At 36.9% G+C, this 15,336-nt stretch carries 16 protein-coding genes and 2 other annotated features; of the genes, 11 read left to right on the top strand and 5 right to left on the bottom strand.

The genetic code is table 11. The features are described 5' to 3' along the window. Positions 1–194 precede the first annotated feature (194 nt). Complete coding sequence (rpmG, locus tag RT445_RS05235) at positions 195–344, bottom strand: 50S ribosomal protein L33 (protein WP_274794800.1); 150 nt, start codon at positions 342–344, stop codon at positions 195–197. 169 nt (positions 345–513) lie between these two features. Between rpmG and RT445_RS05230 the strand changes: the two genes are divergently transcribed. After that, a complete protein-coding gene (locus tag RT445_RS05230; RefSeq protein ID WP_312507011.1) occupies positions 514–1,707 on the top strand; it encodes a GTP-binding protein in 1,194 nt (397 codons plus the stop codon). A 19-nt stretch (positions 1,708–1,726) separates the two neighbouring features. Here the strand turns inward: RT445_RS05230 and RT445_RS05225 are convergent, their stop codons facing one another. Both RT445_RS05225 and RT445_RS05220 read right to left on the bottom strand, forming a co-directional pair. Continuing rightward, the gene (locus RT445_RS05225; protein WP_274794798.1) at positions 1,727–2,269 is read right to left on the bottom strand and encodes an isoprenylcysteine carboxyl methyltransferase family protein; all 543 of its coding nucleotides are present in this window, start codon (positions 2,267–2,269) and stop codon (positions 1,727–1,729) included. A gap of 1 nt (position 2,270) precedes the next feature. After that, positions 2,271–3,353, bottom strand: a complete 1,083-nt coding sequence (locus RT445_RS05220) for a type III polyketide synthase (protein ID WP_312507010.1) — start codon at positions 3,351–3,353, stop codon at positions 2,271–2,273. A gap of 407 nt (positions 3,354–3,760) precedes the next feature. Between RT445_RS05220 and rsgA the strand changes: the two genes are divergently transcribed. From rsgA to metG, 4 genes are all read left to right on the top strand, one after another. Beyond that, on the top strand, positions 3,761–4,831 hold the full coding sequence (gene rsgA / locus RT445_RS05215) for a ribosome small subunit-dependent GTPase A (protein WP_312507009.1): 1,071 nt from the start codon (positions 3,761–3,763) through the stop codon (positions 4,829–4,831). 17 nt (positions 4,832–4,848) lie between these two features. Further along, positions 4,849–5,274 (top strand): FosM family fosfomycin resistance protein, encoded by a 426-nt coding sequence (gene fosM / locus RT445_RS05210; protein WP_312507008.1) that lies wholly within the window; start codon positions 4,849–4,851, stop codon positions 5,272–5,274. A 15-nt stretch (positions 5,275–5,289) separates the two neighbouring features. After that, positions 5,290–5,937, top strand: coding sequence for an HAD hydrolase-like protein (locus RT445_RS05205; protein WP_312507007.1), 648 nt, complete (start codon positions 5,290–5,292; stop codon positions 5,935–5,937). A 101-nt stretch (positions 5,938–6,038) separates the two neighbouring features. After that, positions 6,039–6,301, top strand: a binding site (T-box leader). A 56-nt stretch (positions 6,302–6,357) separates the two neighbouring features. Next, the gene (metG, locus tag RT445_RS05200; RefSeq protein WP_312507006.1) at positions 6,358–7,992 is read left to right on the top strand and encodes a methionine--tRNA ligase; all 1,635 of its coding nucleotides are present in this window, start codon (positions 6,358–6,360) and stop codon (positions 7,990–7,992) included. 49 nt (positions 7,993–8,041) lie between these two features. Here the strand turns inward: metG and RT445_RS05195 are convergent, their stop codons facing one another. After that, positions 8,042–9,613 carry a 2-isopropylmalate synthase gene (locus RT445_RS05195; protein ID WP_312507005.1) on the bottom strand — a complete coding sequence of 524 codons (1,572 nt, stop codon included), beginning with the start codon at positions 9,611–9,613 and terminating at the stop codon, positions 8,042–8,044. Between the two features lie 88 nt (positions 9,614–9,701). Then, positions 9,702–9,940, bottom strand: a binding site (T-box leader). A gap of 180 nt (positions 9,941–10,120) precedes the next feature. Here RT445_RS05195 and RT445_RS05190 point away from each other — a divergent pair. Then, positions 10,121–10,591: a hypothetical protein gene (locus RT445_RS05190; protein ID WP_312507004.1), complete on the top strand. Its 471-nt coding sequence runs from the start codon at positions 10,121–10,123 to the stop codon at positions 10,589–10,591. Positions 10,592–10,659: 68 nt separating this feature from the next. Here RT445_RS05190 and RT445_RS05185 read toward each other — a convergent pair whose 3' ends face one another. After that, the gene (locus RT445_RS05185; RefSeq protein ID WP_274794790.1) at positions 10,660–12,354 is read right to left on the bottom strand and encodes a methyl-accepting chemotaxis protein; all 1,695 of its coding nucleotides are present in this window, start codon (positions 12,352–12,354) and stop codon (positions 10,660–10,662) included. A 310-nt stretch (positions 12,355–12,664) separates the two neighbouring features. On the opposite strand from RT445_RS05185, the gene RT445_RS05180 reads away from it, so the two are divergent. From RT445_RS05180 to RT445_RS05160, 5 genes are all read left to right on the top strand, one after another. After that, complete coding sequence (locus RT445_RS05180; RefSeq protein WP_312507003.1) at positions 12,665–13,159, top strand: DUF1648 domain-containing protein; 495 nt, start codon at positions 12,665–12,667, stop codon at positions 13,157–13,159. 269 nt (positions 13,160–13,428) lie between these two features. Beyond that, complete coding sequence (locus RT445_RS05175; RefSeq protein ID WP_312507002.1) at positions 13,429–14,085, top strand: YdeI/OmpD-associated family protein; 657 nt, start codon at positions 13,429–13,431, stop codon at positions 14,083–14,085. A gap of 51 nt (positions 14,086–14,136) precedes the next feature. Next, positions 14,137–14,556: a DUF1801 domain-containing protein gene (locus tag RT445_RS05170; RefSeq protein ID WP_312507001.1), complete on the top strand. Its 420-nt coding sequence runs from the start codon at positions 14,137–14,139 to the stop codon at positions 14,554–14,556. Beyond that, a complete protein-coding gene (locus tag RT445_RS05165) occupies positions 14,557–14,934 on the top strand; it encodes a VOC family protein (RefSeq protein WP_274794786.1) in 378 nt (125 codons plus the stop codon). Between the two features lie 68 nt (positions 14,935–15,002). After that, the coding region (locus RT445_RS05160; protein ID WP_313469976.1) for a GNAT family N-acetyltransferase at positions 15,003–15,336 on the top strand (334 nt) is incomplete at its 3' end.

Genomic DNA, 15,336 nt, shown 5'->3' with positions numbered 1-15,336 from the left:
GCATAACCGCTCGAAAGGATGGTGAACCCGCTCAAAGGTAGGGCATAACCGCTCAAAAGGATGGTGAACCCGCTCAAAGAAAGGTCATAACCCCTCAAAAAGAAGATGAACCCGCTCAAAGAAGGCATCAACCATCTAAAGGAATCTGCTCAAAAGAAGGATAACCTTAATCCCTAACGGTTACTTTCTTCAAATTACTTCGTTTCTCTGTGTAGTGTCTTGCGTTTTAAGCGAGGAGAGTACTTTTTTAGCTCCAACCTTTCAGGGTTATTACGTTTGTTTTTAGTTGTTATATAGTTTTTATCACCTGTTTCGGTGCAGGCTAATGTTACTTGTACACGCATAAATAGGCCTCCTTTTAAATAGTAATGATTACGATTTAATTATTGTATTTAAGATTAAATATTGTCAAGTTTATTTTTGAAGGTAATAAAAAGCTTTGCATTTTTCAATATTGTATGTTTAAATTACAAATTGTAAATAGTAATAATTACGATTTAGGGAGTTGTAAACATGACAAAGAGAATTCCTGTTACTGTATTAAGTGGGTATTTAGGATCCGGTAAAACGACGATGATGAACCATGTATTGCAGAATAAGAAAGATTTACGTGTTGCTGTTATCGTCAATGATATGAGTGAAATTAATATTGATGCTGGGCTTATTGCGAATGGTAGCGGTATTTCACGAACGGAAGAAAAATTTGTGGAGCTATCCAATGGCTGTATTTGTTGTACATTACGAGAGGATTTATTGCAGGAGGTGGAACGTCTCGCTAAACTTGGTAATATTGATTATATATTGATCGAATCAACAGGGATTAGTGAGCCAATACCCGTGGCACAAACATTTAGTTACTTAGACGAGGAGCTAGGAATTGATTTAACGAAATTTTGTCAATTGGATACGATGGTTACGGTTGTAGATGCACATCGCTTTTGGCATGATTTTCAGTCAGGGGAAAGCTTGTTGGAGCGGAAGGAAGCAGTTGGCGAATTAGATGAGCGTGATGTTGCAGACCTGCTTATTGATCAAATTGAATTTTGTGATGTCCTTGTGGTAAATAAGTGTGATTTAGTATCTGTGGAAGAGCTTGAACGATTAGAACGTATTTTGCGTGCGCTGCAGCCCGAAGCAAAACTGATTCGTACAACAAACGGTGTTCTTGATCCAGTTGACATATTAAATACAGGTCGCTTTGACTTTGAGCGTGTATCAGAATCAGCTGGTTGGTTAAAGGAGTTAGAACTGGGCCATGAGAATCATACGCCAGAGACAGAGGAATATGGGATTTCTTCGTTTACTTATAAACGCAAAAGACCATTCCATCCTTTGCGATTTGTTGAGTGGTGTGATCAAATGCCAGACTCGATCGTACGAGCAAAGGGGATTATTTGGAGTGCAAGACACCAGGATGTTGCGTTATTACTATCACAAGCAGGATCATCTGCAAAAATTGAACCTGTTTCATATTGGGTAGCAGCTTTGTCTAGTACTCAGCAACAGGATGTATTCCAACAAAGTCCAGAAGTGTTGGAGGATTGGGATGAGGAGTTCGGAGATCGATTGACTCAGCTTGTTATGATTGGTATTGATCTAGATAAAGAGGAGATTATCAAACAGTTAGACAGCTGCTTATTAACAGATGAAGAATTTCGTAACCCATGGGAGCTTCTACAAGATCCGTTTAACTGGGAATGGCATTAATAAGAAAAGAAGATTTCGGTTAAGACTCCGAAATCTTCTTTTGGAATACGTTATTATAATTTGTTGCATCTCGCAATGCCTTTTCTTCTATAGGGATTCGTACAGAGAGCATTGTAATGTTTAGTAATGTAAAGCAAAACGCGGTAAAGTAAGCTTGAAACATAATCGGTAAAAGGAGAATTTCCAAACAAACGACAGCATAATTTGGGTGACGCATATATTCATATGGACCTTTACGAACAACTTGAGCATCAGGTAATATGAGGATTTTTGTATTCCAAAAAGTCCCTAAGGAGCGAATACACCAGATCCGTAATGCCTGAACAGCTATAAATAATATAAAAAATAATGGAAATAAGGGCGAGAGACCATTGTTATTTGTAACGACTTCCACAATTAAAAACAAGAAAAAACTAATATGCATAGTAACCATATACGGGTAGTGAGAAGCACCTTCTTCATAAGCTCCTTGTGAAAGCATCCACTTCTCATTGCGCTTGGCAATGACTACTTCTGTCAGTCTTTGTAGAATGACAAGAGTTAAAATTAGATAGAAGATCATGTTACTCCCTCCAGTTTAATAATACAGCTTCTGCACAAAAACCAGGGCCAAGAGCGACGAGTAAACCTGTATCCTCCACTTGTCCTTCATGTAGCATAAATTGCTCTAATACATATAACACTGTTGGTGATGACATGTTGCCATGGTGGCGTAATATTTCCCGAGAAATGTCGGTTTTTTGGGAAGAAAGATAAAGTGTGTCCTCATATGCTTGTAATACTTTTTTTCCTCCAGGATGAGCAATGAAATGAGTAAGTTGTTCGCTGTACATTCCTTGTTCCATTAAAAATTGTTCAATAAAAGGTCCTAGCCAATTGGTGATAATGGCAGGAATACTTTTTTGAAAGATGACATGGAGCCCATTATTTTTAACATCCCATCCCATGACACTTTCTGAATCTGGCATCCATTTAGAGCCTGTAGCTAGAATAGTAGGGGACGGAACTTTTGTGTCTATTGCTATTTCATCTCCGCAAATGAGAATACAAGCGGCACCATCTGCAAAAAGTGATGCACCGATTAAATTACTTTTAGAATAATCATTTGGCTGAAAAGTGAGGCTACATAACTCAACACAAACAACAAGCACCTTCGCATGGGGATGTGCTTTACAAAAATCATAAGCTCTACTAATTCCAGCTGCTCCACCTGCGCAGCCAAGCCCCCAAAGTGGAATACGTTTAAGTCGATCTGAAAAGGTAAGCTTGTTCATAACACGCGCATCAATGCTAGGTGTTGAAATGCCCGTACTACTAACAAAAATAATGGCATCAATTTCTTCGGGAGAAATTGGGGAAAATAAAAAGGCGTTATTTTCTAAACACGCTTGGATGACGTTCACGCTATATTGTGTAGCTAATTCAATATATAATTCGTTACGTTCCTCAAAAGAGTGATTCGTACGATGCCATTCTGGTGGTACACAAAAATGTCGTGTGTCGATACCACCATTTTCAAAAACCTTTAAATATCGCTCTAGTTTTGGGATTTTTGCATAGAAAAGCTCTTTCGTTAGTTCCTCTGCATTTGCTTGCTGTAATGTGTAGGGCGGTTGATGTGTGCTAATAGAAATGATTTTAGGCAATCCAACATCTCCTCGCAGTTAGTGGTCTTGTTCATTCTATGCGTTGAGGATTGGAATAAATGCTTATAAAATTGGAATTGACAATTTCTGAAAATTTAGCTATATTAATAACAACAAAATGGAAAGTAGGTGATGTGACATGATGAATAGATCTGTTTTTAGTGAACTGCAATTCGGTTTGTTCAATTTCACACGCCTAAACTATACAACATGACACCGTGCTATAGCTCGGAGTATTTGTGTACCTTTTAAACGTGCCTGTGAAACCTTGTAACTGCCGAATTGCAGATACAAGGTTTTTTTATCGTGGTCCCAAATTGCTGAACCGCGATATAGCCTATGGTGTAAGTGTCAATTGCAATTACGCTAAAAGGCATCATGATATGTACGTTTAGGAGGAAATTAAATTGAAATTAACAACATTAGGTTTTACAACTTATTTTGAAGAGCAAATGATAGAAATGAAAAAACAGCCAAAACTGAAAAACTGTGTGCCTGCAAGGGTTACCTTAGAACATAAACATTCTTATCGTGTGTTGGCCGAAGAGGGAGAATGGCTAGCGACAATTGCTGGTCATTATGCCTATACGTCTTTAGCTCGTGAGGACTATCCTGCGGTTGGTGATTGGGTACTAGTAGAGAAAATGCCAGGTGAGGAACGAGCGATCATTCATCAATTATTCCAGCGCAAGTCTGTCTTTTCACGTAAAGTGGCAGGTCAAGAAATTCAAGAGCAGATTGTCGCATCGAATGTCGATATTGTATTACTTGTTATGAGCTTGAATGCGGATTTTAATATTCGACGTATGGAACGCTATTTAGTGGCCGCATGGGATTCAGGTGCAAAGCCTGTTATTGTACTGACAAAAGCGGATTTATGTGAGGATGTTGCAAGCCTAGTTCAAGAAGTGGAGACCGTGGCATTTGGCGTAGATATTTTTGTAACGAGTGCTTTATCTGGTGAAGGATTAATGGAGATTCAGGCATTATTTCAAGAAGGAGTGACGGGGGCGTTACTGGGCTCTTCAGGGGCAGGTAAATCAACATTAACGAATGCATTATGTGGAGAAATGCTGATGAAGGTAGCGGGTATTCGTGAGGATGATGCTAAAGGACGTCATACAACGACACATCGAGAGTTAGTAATGTTACCTACTGGAGGCTGTTTGATTGATACGCCAGGAATGCGAGAACTTCAATTATGGGATCAAGGTGATAGCTTGGCGTCGAGCTTTCAAGATATTGAAGAACTAGCAACAGCTTGCCGCTATCGTGATTGCACCCATCAAACAGAGCCTTATTGTGCAGTACAGCAAGCTATTATAGATGGTGATTTGGACCAATATCGTCTGCAGAGCTACTTTAAGCTACAACGAGAATTGGCTTATATCGAACGTAAAACAAATGCCCAGGCAAAGCTTGAGGAACAGCGTAAGTGGAAGCAAATTACAAAGGGATTGAAAAAAAGAAATAAATAATCATTAGGAGCACTTCTATGACAGTTCAACATATCAATCATTTACTATTTTCGGTTTCTAATTTAGAGGAATCCATCGCTTTTTATGAAAATGTTTTCGATGCTAAGCTATTAGTAAAGGGGAAGACTACAGCCTATTTTGATGTAAATGGGCTGTGGCTTGCCCTTAATGTAGAAAAGGATATACCGCGCAATGATATCCAGCATTCCTACACACATATTGCCTTTACGATCTCTGAGGATGACTTTGATCAAATGTATGATAGATTAGTGCAATTAAAGGTTAATATTTTAGCAGGTAGAGAAAGAGACGAAAAGGATAAAAAATCGATTTACTTTACGGACCCTGATGGCCATAAATTTGAATTTCATACGGGAACTTTGCAAGACCGTTTGAGTTATTATAAGAAGGAAAAGCTGCATATGGAGTTTTTTGATCATTAATCAAGGAGTGATTCAATGAATAAAGCGTTTATTTTTGATATGGACGGTACATTATTTCAAACCAATCTCATTTTAGAGCCTGCACTTGATGCAACATTTGATGTACTACGTTCAAAGGGCTTATGGCAGGGAGAAACGCCGATAGAAAAGTATCGAGAAATTATGGGTGTACCATTACCTGTTGTCTGGGAAACATTATGTCCTATGCATTCGGTAGAAATACGTGAAGAGAGTAATGTCTTATTTCATGTAAAGTTGATTGAGCAAATACGTAATCGTAAAGGGGCATTGTATCCACATGCTGAACAAGCCCTTGCAGCATTGTCAGAGAATTATCCGTTATACATAGCGAGTAATGGGCAGGTTGACTATTTACAGGCAATTGTTGAAACATATCAATTAGGACGCTTTATAAAGGGAATATATAGCATTCAATCTATTGCAAGTGGTCATAAATCCGATTTGGTCAAAAAGGTAATAATTGAAAATGGAGTACAGATCGGAGCAGTAGTAGGAGATCGATCTTCTGATATTCAGGCTGCACATGACAATCAGCTACTGTCGATAGGCGTTCGTTTTGACTTTGCGCAAGATAACGAATTAGCGAAGGCCGATATTGTCATAGAGGATTTAACAGCATTATTAAACATAACGCTAGATTAATTACCTACAAACATTCCTCCCTCAACTTTTGGTGAAGGGCTGCTATAACGACAATCATTGCAATCTCGCACAAGAAAGAGTAAAATAGTGCCAATCCTATAAGAAAAGCATTGAAAAGGAAAAGTAAATTGGACTAGCATTTTGTAGAGAGCCTCTGTTGGTGGAAATGAGGTAAATGACCCCTTTTGAAAATGACCTTTGAGCTTCGTACCGAAAGCTTTTTAGCAAGTAGATTACGACGAGATGGGCACTCGTTACAACAGCGGCAGTATCTTTTATTTATTGAATGAGACGTACTGATAGAGGCAAATAGTGTGAGCTATTTGTAAATATAGGTGGTAACACGGGTATACTCGTCCTAATCAGATTTGATTAGGGCGATTTTTTTTACCATTTTTTATGTGAGGGGAGCAATTTAGAATGACAATTGTTATTGGAGGAGCTTGGCCGTATGCAAATGGCTCTTTGCATTTAGGTCATGTTGCCGCATTATTACCAGGTGATATTTTGGCTAGATATTACCGACAAAAAGGCGAGCAGGTGTTATATGTATCGGGCAGTGATTGTAATGGCACGCCTATTTCAATTCGTGCAGCACAAGAAAATACTACAACAGAGGCTATTGCCAATCATTATCATGATGAATTTACAAGATGTTTCAATGACTTAGGATTTACTTATGATTTATACACAAGAACGGACGCAGAGCATCATCATGAATCGGTTAAGGCTTTATTTTTACAGCTGCTTGCTAACAATTTCTTATACAAGAAAAAAATTGAACAGGCTTACTGTGAGACAGATAAGCAATTTTTACCGGATCGTTTTGTCGAAGGGATATGCCCGAATTGTGGTGCGAAGGCAAGAGGTGACCAGTGTGATAACTGCTCAGAAATTTTAGATCCGCTAGATTTAATTGATAAGCGCTGCAAAATTTGTGGGAATGAGCCAGTGATTAGAGAGACAAAACATTTTTATTTTACCTTTAGTCAATTTCAAGGAAGGCTCGAGTCTTATTTAGCGGAAGCGAAGGCAGAAAAGCGTTGGCGGGATAATGCTATAGGATTGACGGAGCGCTATTTGGCAGAGGGAGTCCCTGACCGAGCGGTAACAAGAGATTTACCAAATGGTATAGATGTTCCAGTGCCTGGCTTTGAGGGGAAAAAGATATATGTTTGGATTGAAGCAGTTGCAGGGTATTTAACAGCCAGTCTAGAATGGGCAAAAGAGCATCAAATAGCAATAGAAGACTTATGGAATGAAGAAACCATTTCGTATTATGTCCATGGTAAAGATAATATTCCTTTCCATACGGTTATTTGGCCTGCAATTTTAATGGGAATCGGAGCTAAGGCTTTACCAACACATATCGTATCGAATGAATATTTAACATTAGAAAAACGCAAATTATCTACTAGTCAAAATTGGGCTGTGTGGGTACCTTATATTCTAAGTCGCTATGATGCGGATTCTATTCGTTACTTTTTAACAATAAATGCGCCAGAAAACCGTGATACTGATTTTTCATGGCGCGAATTTATTTATAGCCATAACGGTGAACTACTAGGAGCCTATGGTAATTTTGTGAACCGTACATTGAAGTTTATTGAGAAATCATTCTCTTGTCAGGTGCCACAAGCGGAAGTGGATAGCGACATTCGTAAACAAACGATTCAGCTATTTAATGAAGCTGGTACTCTTATAGAGGCTGGTCATTTCAAACAGGCGTTAGAGACTATTTTTGAGTATATTCGAGGGGCTAATCGCTATTTTGACGAACAACAGCCATGGCTACAGGTAAAAGAAAATGTGAAGGCTGGCAATCATACATTAGCAACCTGCGTCTATATTATTGCTAATCTAGGCCAGCTACTACATCCGTTTCTACCGTTTTCGGCTGAGAAAATAAGAAACATGTTAGGCATCAATGATATGATGTGGCATGAACAAGTGGAACTGCCTGCAATCATTCAAGATGTGACGCCATTGTTTGAACGTCTAGATGTAGAGCGAATTGATGAGGAGTATCAAAAATTAGTGAGGGACAGTCTCTAGCATCAAAAAGCAGTATGACTCTTAAAGCCATACTGCTCTCTTCTATTATTTAATTCATCACAGGTGTTAATTTTGCCACGACAATGCTATTGATGGCATTAATATAGGCAAGGGCGCTTGCCTTTAATATATCTGTATCTGCTGCTTTAGCAATATACTTTTCACCTGCATGCTCAATCGTAATTTTTACTTTACCTAAAGCTTCTTTGCCTCGTGAGACACTATTGATATTGTACTCCACAAGCTTTACATCAATGTTTGTAATTTCTGCAATGGCTGAATATAAAGCATCAATTGGGCCAGAGCCCACTGCACTTGCTTTAAACACCTTGCCACCTTTACAGATCTTAACACTTGCAGAAGGGAAGCTTGCATTGCTGACGACTTGTAGATCTTCGAAATCAAAGAATTGGTCACTGTAGTGTGTAGCGTTCTTATTGTTGGCATCATGCTTTTCATAATAGCTTTCAACAATAACGTATAAATCGTGATCGTATACTTCTTTTTTTGCATCGGCTAGCTTTAAGAAGCCTTCAAAAATCCCTTCAAATTCATCTGTTGAAAGATTTGAAAACCCTAATTTTTCAAGAGCATTTTTTACGGCATGACGACCAGAACGAGCTGTTAGTACTAGCTCCATATCATCAAGACCTACGTCTTCGGGATGGACAATTTCATAAGCATCACGAGATTTTAGCAACCCGTCTTGATGGATACCAGAAGAATGAGCAAATGCATTATCTCCTGTAATGGCTTTATTGACCTGAACATCTAAGCCCATAAAGCTAGAAACAAGACGAGAGGTATTGATAATCTCTTTTGTATTGATGCGTGTTTCAGCATTATAAATAGAGCTACGAGTTTTTAGGGCCATGACAACTTCTTCTAATGCAGCATTACCTGCACGTTCGCCAATACCATTAATTGTACACTCTACTTTATCTGCACCATTTTTAATGGCAGCAAGCGTATTAGCCGTTGCCATTCCAAGGTCATTGTGGCAATGAACACTTAAAAGAACGCTGTCATCTAAATTTTTCATACGGTCATTTAATTTAAAAATCATTTCTCCAAATTCCTCTGGTTCTGCAAAGCCTACTGTATCAGGAACGTTAATCATAGTTGCGCCAGCTCTCATAACAGCTTCGATCGTTTTCCATAGATATTCAAAATCTGAACGAGATGCATCTTCTGTTGAATATTGAACTTGTGGTAATAGTGTTTTTGCGTATTTCACAGCATCAACGCCAATTTGAAGAATTTGATCCTTTGATTTGCTGAATTTTTTCTCCACATGAATATCAGATGTACCAAGTACCATATGAATCATTGGGTTTTCAGCGTATTTGACAGCATTATAGACGGCATCAATATCCGCCTTTACAGCACGTGCTAATGCCGTAATCATAATGTCATTTGTATTGCCAACCTTTTCAGCAACAGCTCTGACGGCATCAAAATCACCTTGTGAGGAAGCAGGGAATCCAGCTTCGATAATATCGACCCCTAATTTTTTTAGTTGCTGGGCAATCTCAACTTTTTCATACAGATTTAGTTTAGCTCCTGGCACTTGTTCGCCATCACGTAAAGTTGTATCAAACACCCAAATTTTTCTTCCCATTTTCAAACACTCCTTTTGTAGTAATCAGTTTAAAATCTACACTTAGGCCAATGATTTAATAAAAATAAAAAAAACCCGTCTCTATAAAAATAGAGACGAGTTTATGCTCGCGGTACCACTCTAATTGACATTTTCTTTACAGAAAATATCCTCTTATCGACAGCTATCACTGTCTATCCTGTTAACGGGGGAAACCGACATCCCTTACTAATATGTTCAGGGAGTAGCTCATGGACGAGTTCAAAATGTGTGTCTACCGATTTACACCAACCATCGGCTCTCTACAAGTACACAACCACTTTTACTATTTCCAATCTTGGCCTGCAATGTGTTATTGAAAGCAATATTACTTGGATATTAATGCGCTGTCAATAATTTTCTAAAAATTTTTTTAATTCTGTCTAAAAGGCGTGGCAATTTAATAAAATTTTGATATTCAATGGTATGTGCAAATGTCTATTTTATATAGTAATTAATGGTATATAATTAAATTTATGGATTAACATTATGGATAGAAGAAAAGTAGTTTTACATAATTTGAAGGAGCTGTTTTCAATAAAGAAAAAAGTTATTTGTATTCTAGCATTATTTTTAATAGCAATGATCTTATTAAATTTTTACAATGTATACAAAACAAAATACCTTATAAAGGACTTTCTTTCTACAGATCATTTAGGTGAAGAAGTTCATAAAATTAGTATCTTAAATGAATCAACGACCAAGATAATAAACATTAATAAAGATAATCCTTTATTTCTCTCGTTAACCGAATCACTAGAAGATTTAAAAGTAAAACGGTCTAACTCACATTTTTCTTATACCGAAGGATATATGTTTATTATTTATCACAAAAACAGTTCATATCATATTTCTATCAATGAAAAGGGGATGCTACGAATTGATAGTGAAAATTATAGAATACAAGAGGAAAAAGCTATAAAGGATTTGATTGCTCTTATAAAAGAAGCATTCAAATAAGTAAATAAAAAACTACTCATTTTCTATAGGCAACACACCTAAAGAAAATGAGCAGTCTTTTTCTTGTTTTAATCTAATTTAAAGCGAGAGACTTGCGTATGAAGTTCTTCTGCCATATTGGAAAGAGTTGATGCAGAAGCTGCTACCTCTTCAATTGTAGCTAATTGTTCTTCCGAGGCAGAAGCGACATTTTGCAAATTGGATGAGGACATTTGAGCAATCGTTGCTATTTCATCAAAGGAAGCATAAATTTGCTCCGCGCTCGATGACATTTCCTCAGACACGGTTGTGGCCTCTTGAATTTGCATGGATACTTGTTCAATAAGCTCAACAATTTTGGCGAAGCCTTCTTCAGCCACTTTTACTACTTGCATACCAATTTGAACTTCTTGGGTACCTGTATCCATCACAGCTACAGCACGGCTTGTATCTTGCTGAATTTCGGAGATCAAAGTAGCAATTTGCTCTGCAGATTTTTTTGATTGCTCAGCTAATTTTTTCACTTCGTCTGCAACCACAGCAAAGCCGCGCCCATGATCACCTGCACGGGCTGCTTCGATCGCAGCATTGAGGGCTAATAAATTTGTTTGCTCTGCTATGTCAGTAATAATGCTAATAATATTGCCGATTTCAATAGAATGACCATCTAAATTTTTAACAACACTTGCAGACTCTAGGACGGCTGTGTTGATTGTAGTCATTTGGGAAATGACACGATGTAATGATTCATTACCTTTTTTAGCTTCTGAGTTTGTTTCCATTGCTAATTCAGAAACAGCTGCTGTTGTAGAAGCTAATTGTTGTATACCATTTGTCATGTTTTTCATTGCTTCAGAGCTTTCTGTAGCATTTTTACCCTGAGCCTCCGAGCCACTAGCAACCTCTTGAATAGAAGAAGTGATTTGTTCGGTAGCCTGTATAGTTTGATCAGCACTTGCTGTTAATTCTGCTGCTGAGCCACTAACTTGCACAGTGTTCTGACGTACATTCTTAATTAACTCCTTTAAGTTTGTAGCCATTTGATTAAATGCTAGTGCTAAATCTCCAACCTCATCGCGATTTTTAATGCGAATTTGTTCGGCTGTTAAATCACCTTCAGCTATTCTTTTCGCTGCCTTAGCCATGCCATTGATAGGACGAGACATTAAACTACCTACAACCATAGCAATTATCAGACTTATGACAACAGCGAAGACCCCAAGAAGAATCATTTGGAATTTAATATCTTGGATTTGTTTTGATGTAGCAGCCATCTTTTCTTCAATATATTTACTTTGATAATTAGAAAGGTTTTCAACACGTTCATCGAACTGTTTGATAATTAATCGACCTTGAGTACTATCAAGCTTTTCATACTTTTCTGTTTCTCCTTCAGCTTTTAAAGAAAACATTCGGTCCGCAAATTGTTGGACGTTTTGCTCGCTTTTGTTAATAGCTTCTAGGAATTTAATAGATTCTTCTGAATCCAAAGTGGCCATTAACTCTTCAGATTTTTTCTTAAATTCCTCTCGTGAATCTTGATTACTTTGTAAATTTTGTTTGTCTCCAAGAAGTAAATAACCTCGCATACTTACAATTTCTTGTTTAGCTATTACACGTAATTCCTGAATACTTATAGATTTAGTAGTTTGCTCCTCCAGTAATAATCGATATGTTTTGTTTACTGAATCCAGCTGTTTTATATTTAAGCCGATTGTTGTAACAAGAACTAAAATAACTATAAAAAAACCGAGTAATAATTTCTTGTAGATAGTAAATCGCATAGTTGAAATATCCTTTCTCAGTAATTAGTAGAAATGTTACAAAATAATGAAATATGTATATATATCATTTATATCAGATTATATGGATTTTACAAAGTATTATGAGTATTTTTACAGTAGTTAATAGTTTGAAGATAGTATTAAATTATGATTAGAGTAATAAAAAATGGAGATTTTTCGGCTATAATACTGCTAATAATAGGGATAATTAATGGCATGTATTGAATACTAAGTCAATTTTCGTGAATTTTGAAACTTAAACCGTAATTGTACGTAGAAATAATAAAGGAAATGAACAGAGGTGGGAAAAATGTATAGGCCAATTTTAAAACTACCAAAAACTAAATCAGAAAAGATATGGGACTATATTGGTGGTAGTGCATTTATTGTATCTATCCTTTATATTATTTTACTCTGGGGTAAAATACCTAGCGAAATTCCTGGTCATTTTAATGGTTTAGGTGAGGTTGATCGTTGGGGTTCGAAAATAGAGCTATTTATTTTACCATTCATTGGTTTGTTTTTATGGATTGTATTGGGGCTTCTAGAAAAGGTACCACATATGCATAATTATCCAGCACGTTTGAATGAAAATAATGTAAAAGCATTTTATTTAAATAGCAGAAAAATACTAAATGAAGTAAAAAACCTGTGTCTCATTTTATTCGCATTTATTTCGATTCAAATGGTTCGTATAGGTCTTGGTGAAGCCAATTCCATAGGCTGGTGGTTTTTACCGGTCATTATAATAGGGACGGCTATTCCGATTATTAAAGGGATTATTGCTACCGCTAAAATAAAATAAAGTAACAAACTAAACCTTGGGATTATTTCAAGTGATTAGACTGTAAGTAAAAGGAATCGAGAAGTACCATCTCGATTCTTTTTCTTTTTCCGAAAAATATCACCTATGGGGGCATCAGCATTCATCTCTAACTAGAGGAAAACTTGAAATATTTTTATACCCAAGTTTTGAATATTTCAGTATACTATCAAAACTAAGATGTAAATGTATGAGCAGTTTGTTAAATGCTAAAATTGAAATAAAGAAGCAGTAGGAGAGGAATGTAAGCTATGCAGAAAAAATTTAAACTGAATGATGAATTATCAGTTGCTATAGTCAATCAACCACAAGATTTGCCATTAGAAGGGATTTCTCAGGTAGGAGAAGCACCTTTTGATCGCATTATTTCATTTGTGTTCTCTGTGGAGGAGATGGTAACGTATTTACAAAAAGTGTTAAAAGGTACTCGTCTAAAAGAACAAGGTTACTTATTTTTTGTTTATCCTAAAAAGGGGAATAAAAAATATGAACAGTTTATCCATCGTGATGAAATTTTTCCAGCAATCCAAGTTGACGACGAAAAGTACATCGTTGGTAGTGATTTGAAATTTGCTAGCCTAATGTCATTAGATGATACATTTTCAATTTTAAGCATCAAGCGAGATGGTAAAGGAAAAGGGAAAAAGAAGACGGCAAGTAGTCAATGTGTAAGTGATTATGAAAGCATGATTCCTCAATTACGTGATTCACTTGCAGACAACCCTTATGATTTAGCATTTTATGATGAGCTAACACCAGGCTATCAAAAGGACTGGGCGCGTTATATTTATAGTGCTAAAAAACAGGATACACAAATAGCCCGCCTACAAGAGATGCGCGAAATTATTGGATTAGGCTACAAAACCAAGGAGTTATATCGCAAAGCAAAAGCTGAGGCAAATGAATAAAGATTTTAAAATAAATGATAAAGTGAGGCAATAGGTATGGAGAATATATACATGGAGCAAGTTGAAGAAAAATGGCGTGTTGCGTTTAGCCAGCTTGTAGATGTTGTTGCAACGAATATACCAGATGGATTTGAACAAACAATGCAATATGGCATGGTTAGCTATGTTGTTCCTTTAACAACCTATCCAGATGGCTATCATGTTACACCAAATACCCCATTACCTTTTATTAGCCTTGCAGTCCAAAAACGTCATATTGCGCTATACCATATGGGGATATACGCAGATCCAGCATTGCTCTCTTGGTTTCAGGAAGAATATGCGAAGAGAGTACCAACGAAGTTAAACATGGGGAAAAGCTGTATTCGTTTTACAAGTACAAAATATATTCCATTTGATTTAATAGGAGAGCTTGTTTCAAAAATGACCCCAGCACAATGGATCACTCACTATGAAGGAGCAAAAAAATAGATGAAAAGTGCAACTACATTTTTAATGTTTCAAGGGCAAGCGAATGAAGCTATTGAACAGTATCAGCAATGGTTTACAGATTTAGAGGTTGCCAGTCTGTCGTATACGGAAAATTCACAGCAAGTGGCGATGGCAGTTCTCCATTTAAAGGGATTAAAATTAATGGTGAATGATAGTGTTATCCAGCACAATTTCACATTTACCCCATCCACGTCTATCTTTATAGAGTGTGATTCGGAGGAAGAAATAAGCTATTTAGTTACGCACATATTAGAAGGTGGACTTGCATTAATGCCTCTTGATAATTATGGGTTTTCTAAAAAGTTTGCGTGGATTCAGGATCGTTTTGGTGTGTCCTGGCAGCTATCATATAATTGACGGTCAGGGATATGAATATATTCTTAAAGAATGTTAAAAAATACAATGTTAGTAAAGGGGAATAGTAGATGGCGGTAACTTTAGTGAAGCATGATATTAAATATGCTGAAGCCATGCATGAATTGTCTTCTATGCCACAGGTTCGAGATGCACTTGGGTTACCTGCTGGTAAGGTAGAGGATACAATTAATTTTATTAAACGTGAATGTGTGGATGAAGAAGAAGGTAAAACAGTTCCTCGTGTTGTCTTGAATGAGGAAGGGCAACTAATTGGCGTGACATCATTAATGTTTATAGACCATCAAAAAAAGAGCTGTCATATTGGGTCTTGGCTTGGCTACCCATTTTGGGGAAAGGGCTATAATCTTGAAGCCAAAACAGCTATCTTAGATATTGCTTTTT

Source organism: Lysinibacillus sp. (assembly GCF_032093475.1).
In the GTDB taxonomy this organism is placed as follows: Bacteria; Bacillota; Bacilli; order Bacillales_A; family Planococcaceae; genus Lysinibacillus; species Lysinibacillus irui.
This window is presented reverse-complemented; position numbering and strand designations above follow the sequence as displayed.

Bases quoted from the DNA above. Each gene is read 5' to 3' on its own strand.
- RT445_RS05175 (WP_312507002.1), top strand. From the start codon at position 13,429: ATGCAGAAAAAATTTAAACTGAATGATGAATTATCAGTTGCTATAGTC.
- rpmG (WP_274794800.1), bottom strand. From the start codon at position 344: ATGCGTGTACAAGTAACATTAGCCTGCACCGAAACAGGTGATAAAAAC.
- RT445_RS05230 (WP_312507011.1), top strand. From the start codon at position 514: ATGACAAAGAGAATTCCTGTTACTGTATTAAGTGGGTATTTAGGATCC.
- RT445_RS05205 (WP_312507007.1), top strand. From the start codon at position 5,290: ATGAATAAAGCGTTTATTTTTGATATGGACGGTACATTATTTCAAACC.
- RT445_RS05190 (WP_312507004.1), top strand. From the start codon at position 10,121: ATGGATAGAAGAAAAGTAGTTTTACATAATTTGAAGGAGCTGTTTTCA.
- RT445_RS05185 (WP_274794790.1), bottom strand. From the start codon at position 12,354: ATGCGATTTACTATCTACAAGAAATTATTACTCGGTTTTTTTATAGTT.
- metG (WP_312507006.1), top strand. From the start codon at position 6,358: ATGACAATTGTTATTGGAGGAGCTTGGCCGTATGCAAATGGCTCTTTG.
- RT445_RS05165 (WP_274794786.1), top strand. From the start codon at position 14,557: ATGAAAAGTGCAACTACATTTTTAATGTTTCAAGGGCAAGCGAATGAA.
- RT445_RS05180 (WP_312507003.1), top strand. From the start codon at position 12,665: ATGTATAGGCCAATTTTAAAACTACCAAAAACTAAATCAGAAAAGATA.
- fosM (WP_312507008.1), top strand. From the start codon at position 4,849: ATGACAGTTCAACATATCAATCATTTACTATTTTCGGTTTCTAATTTA.
- RT445_RS05170 (WP_312507001.1), top strand. From the start codon at position 14,137: ATGGAGCAAGTTGAAGAAAAATGGCGTGTTGCGTTTAGCCAGCTTGTA.
- RT445_RS05225 (WP_274794798.1), bottom strand. From the start codon at position 2,269: ATGATCTTCTATCTAATTTTAACTCTTGTCATTCTACAAAGACTGACA.
- RT445_RS05195 (WP_312507005.1), bottom strand. From the start codon at position 9,613: ATGGGAAGAAAAATTTGGGTGTTTGATACAACTTTACGTGATGGCGAA.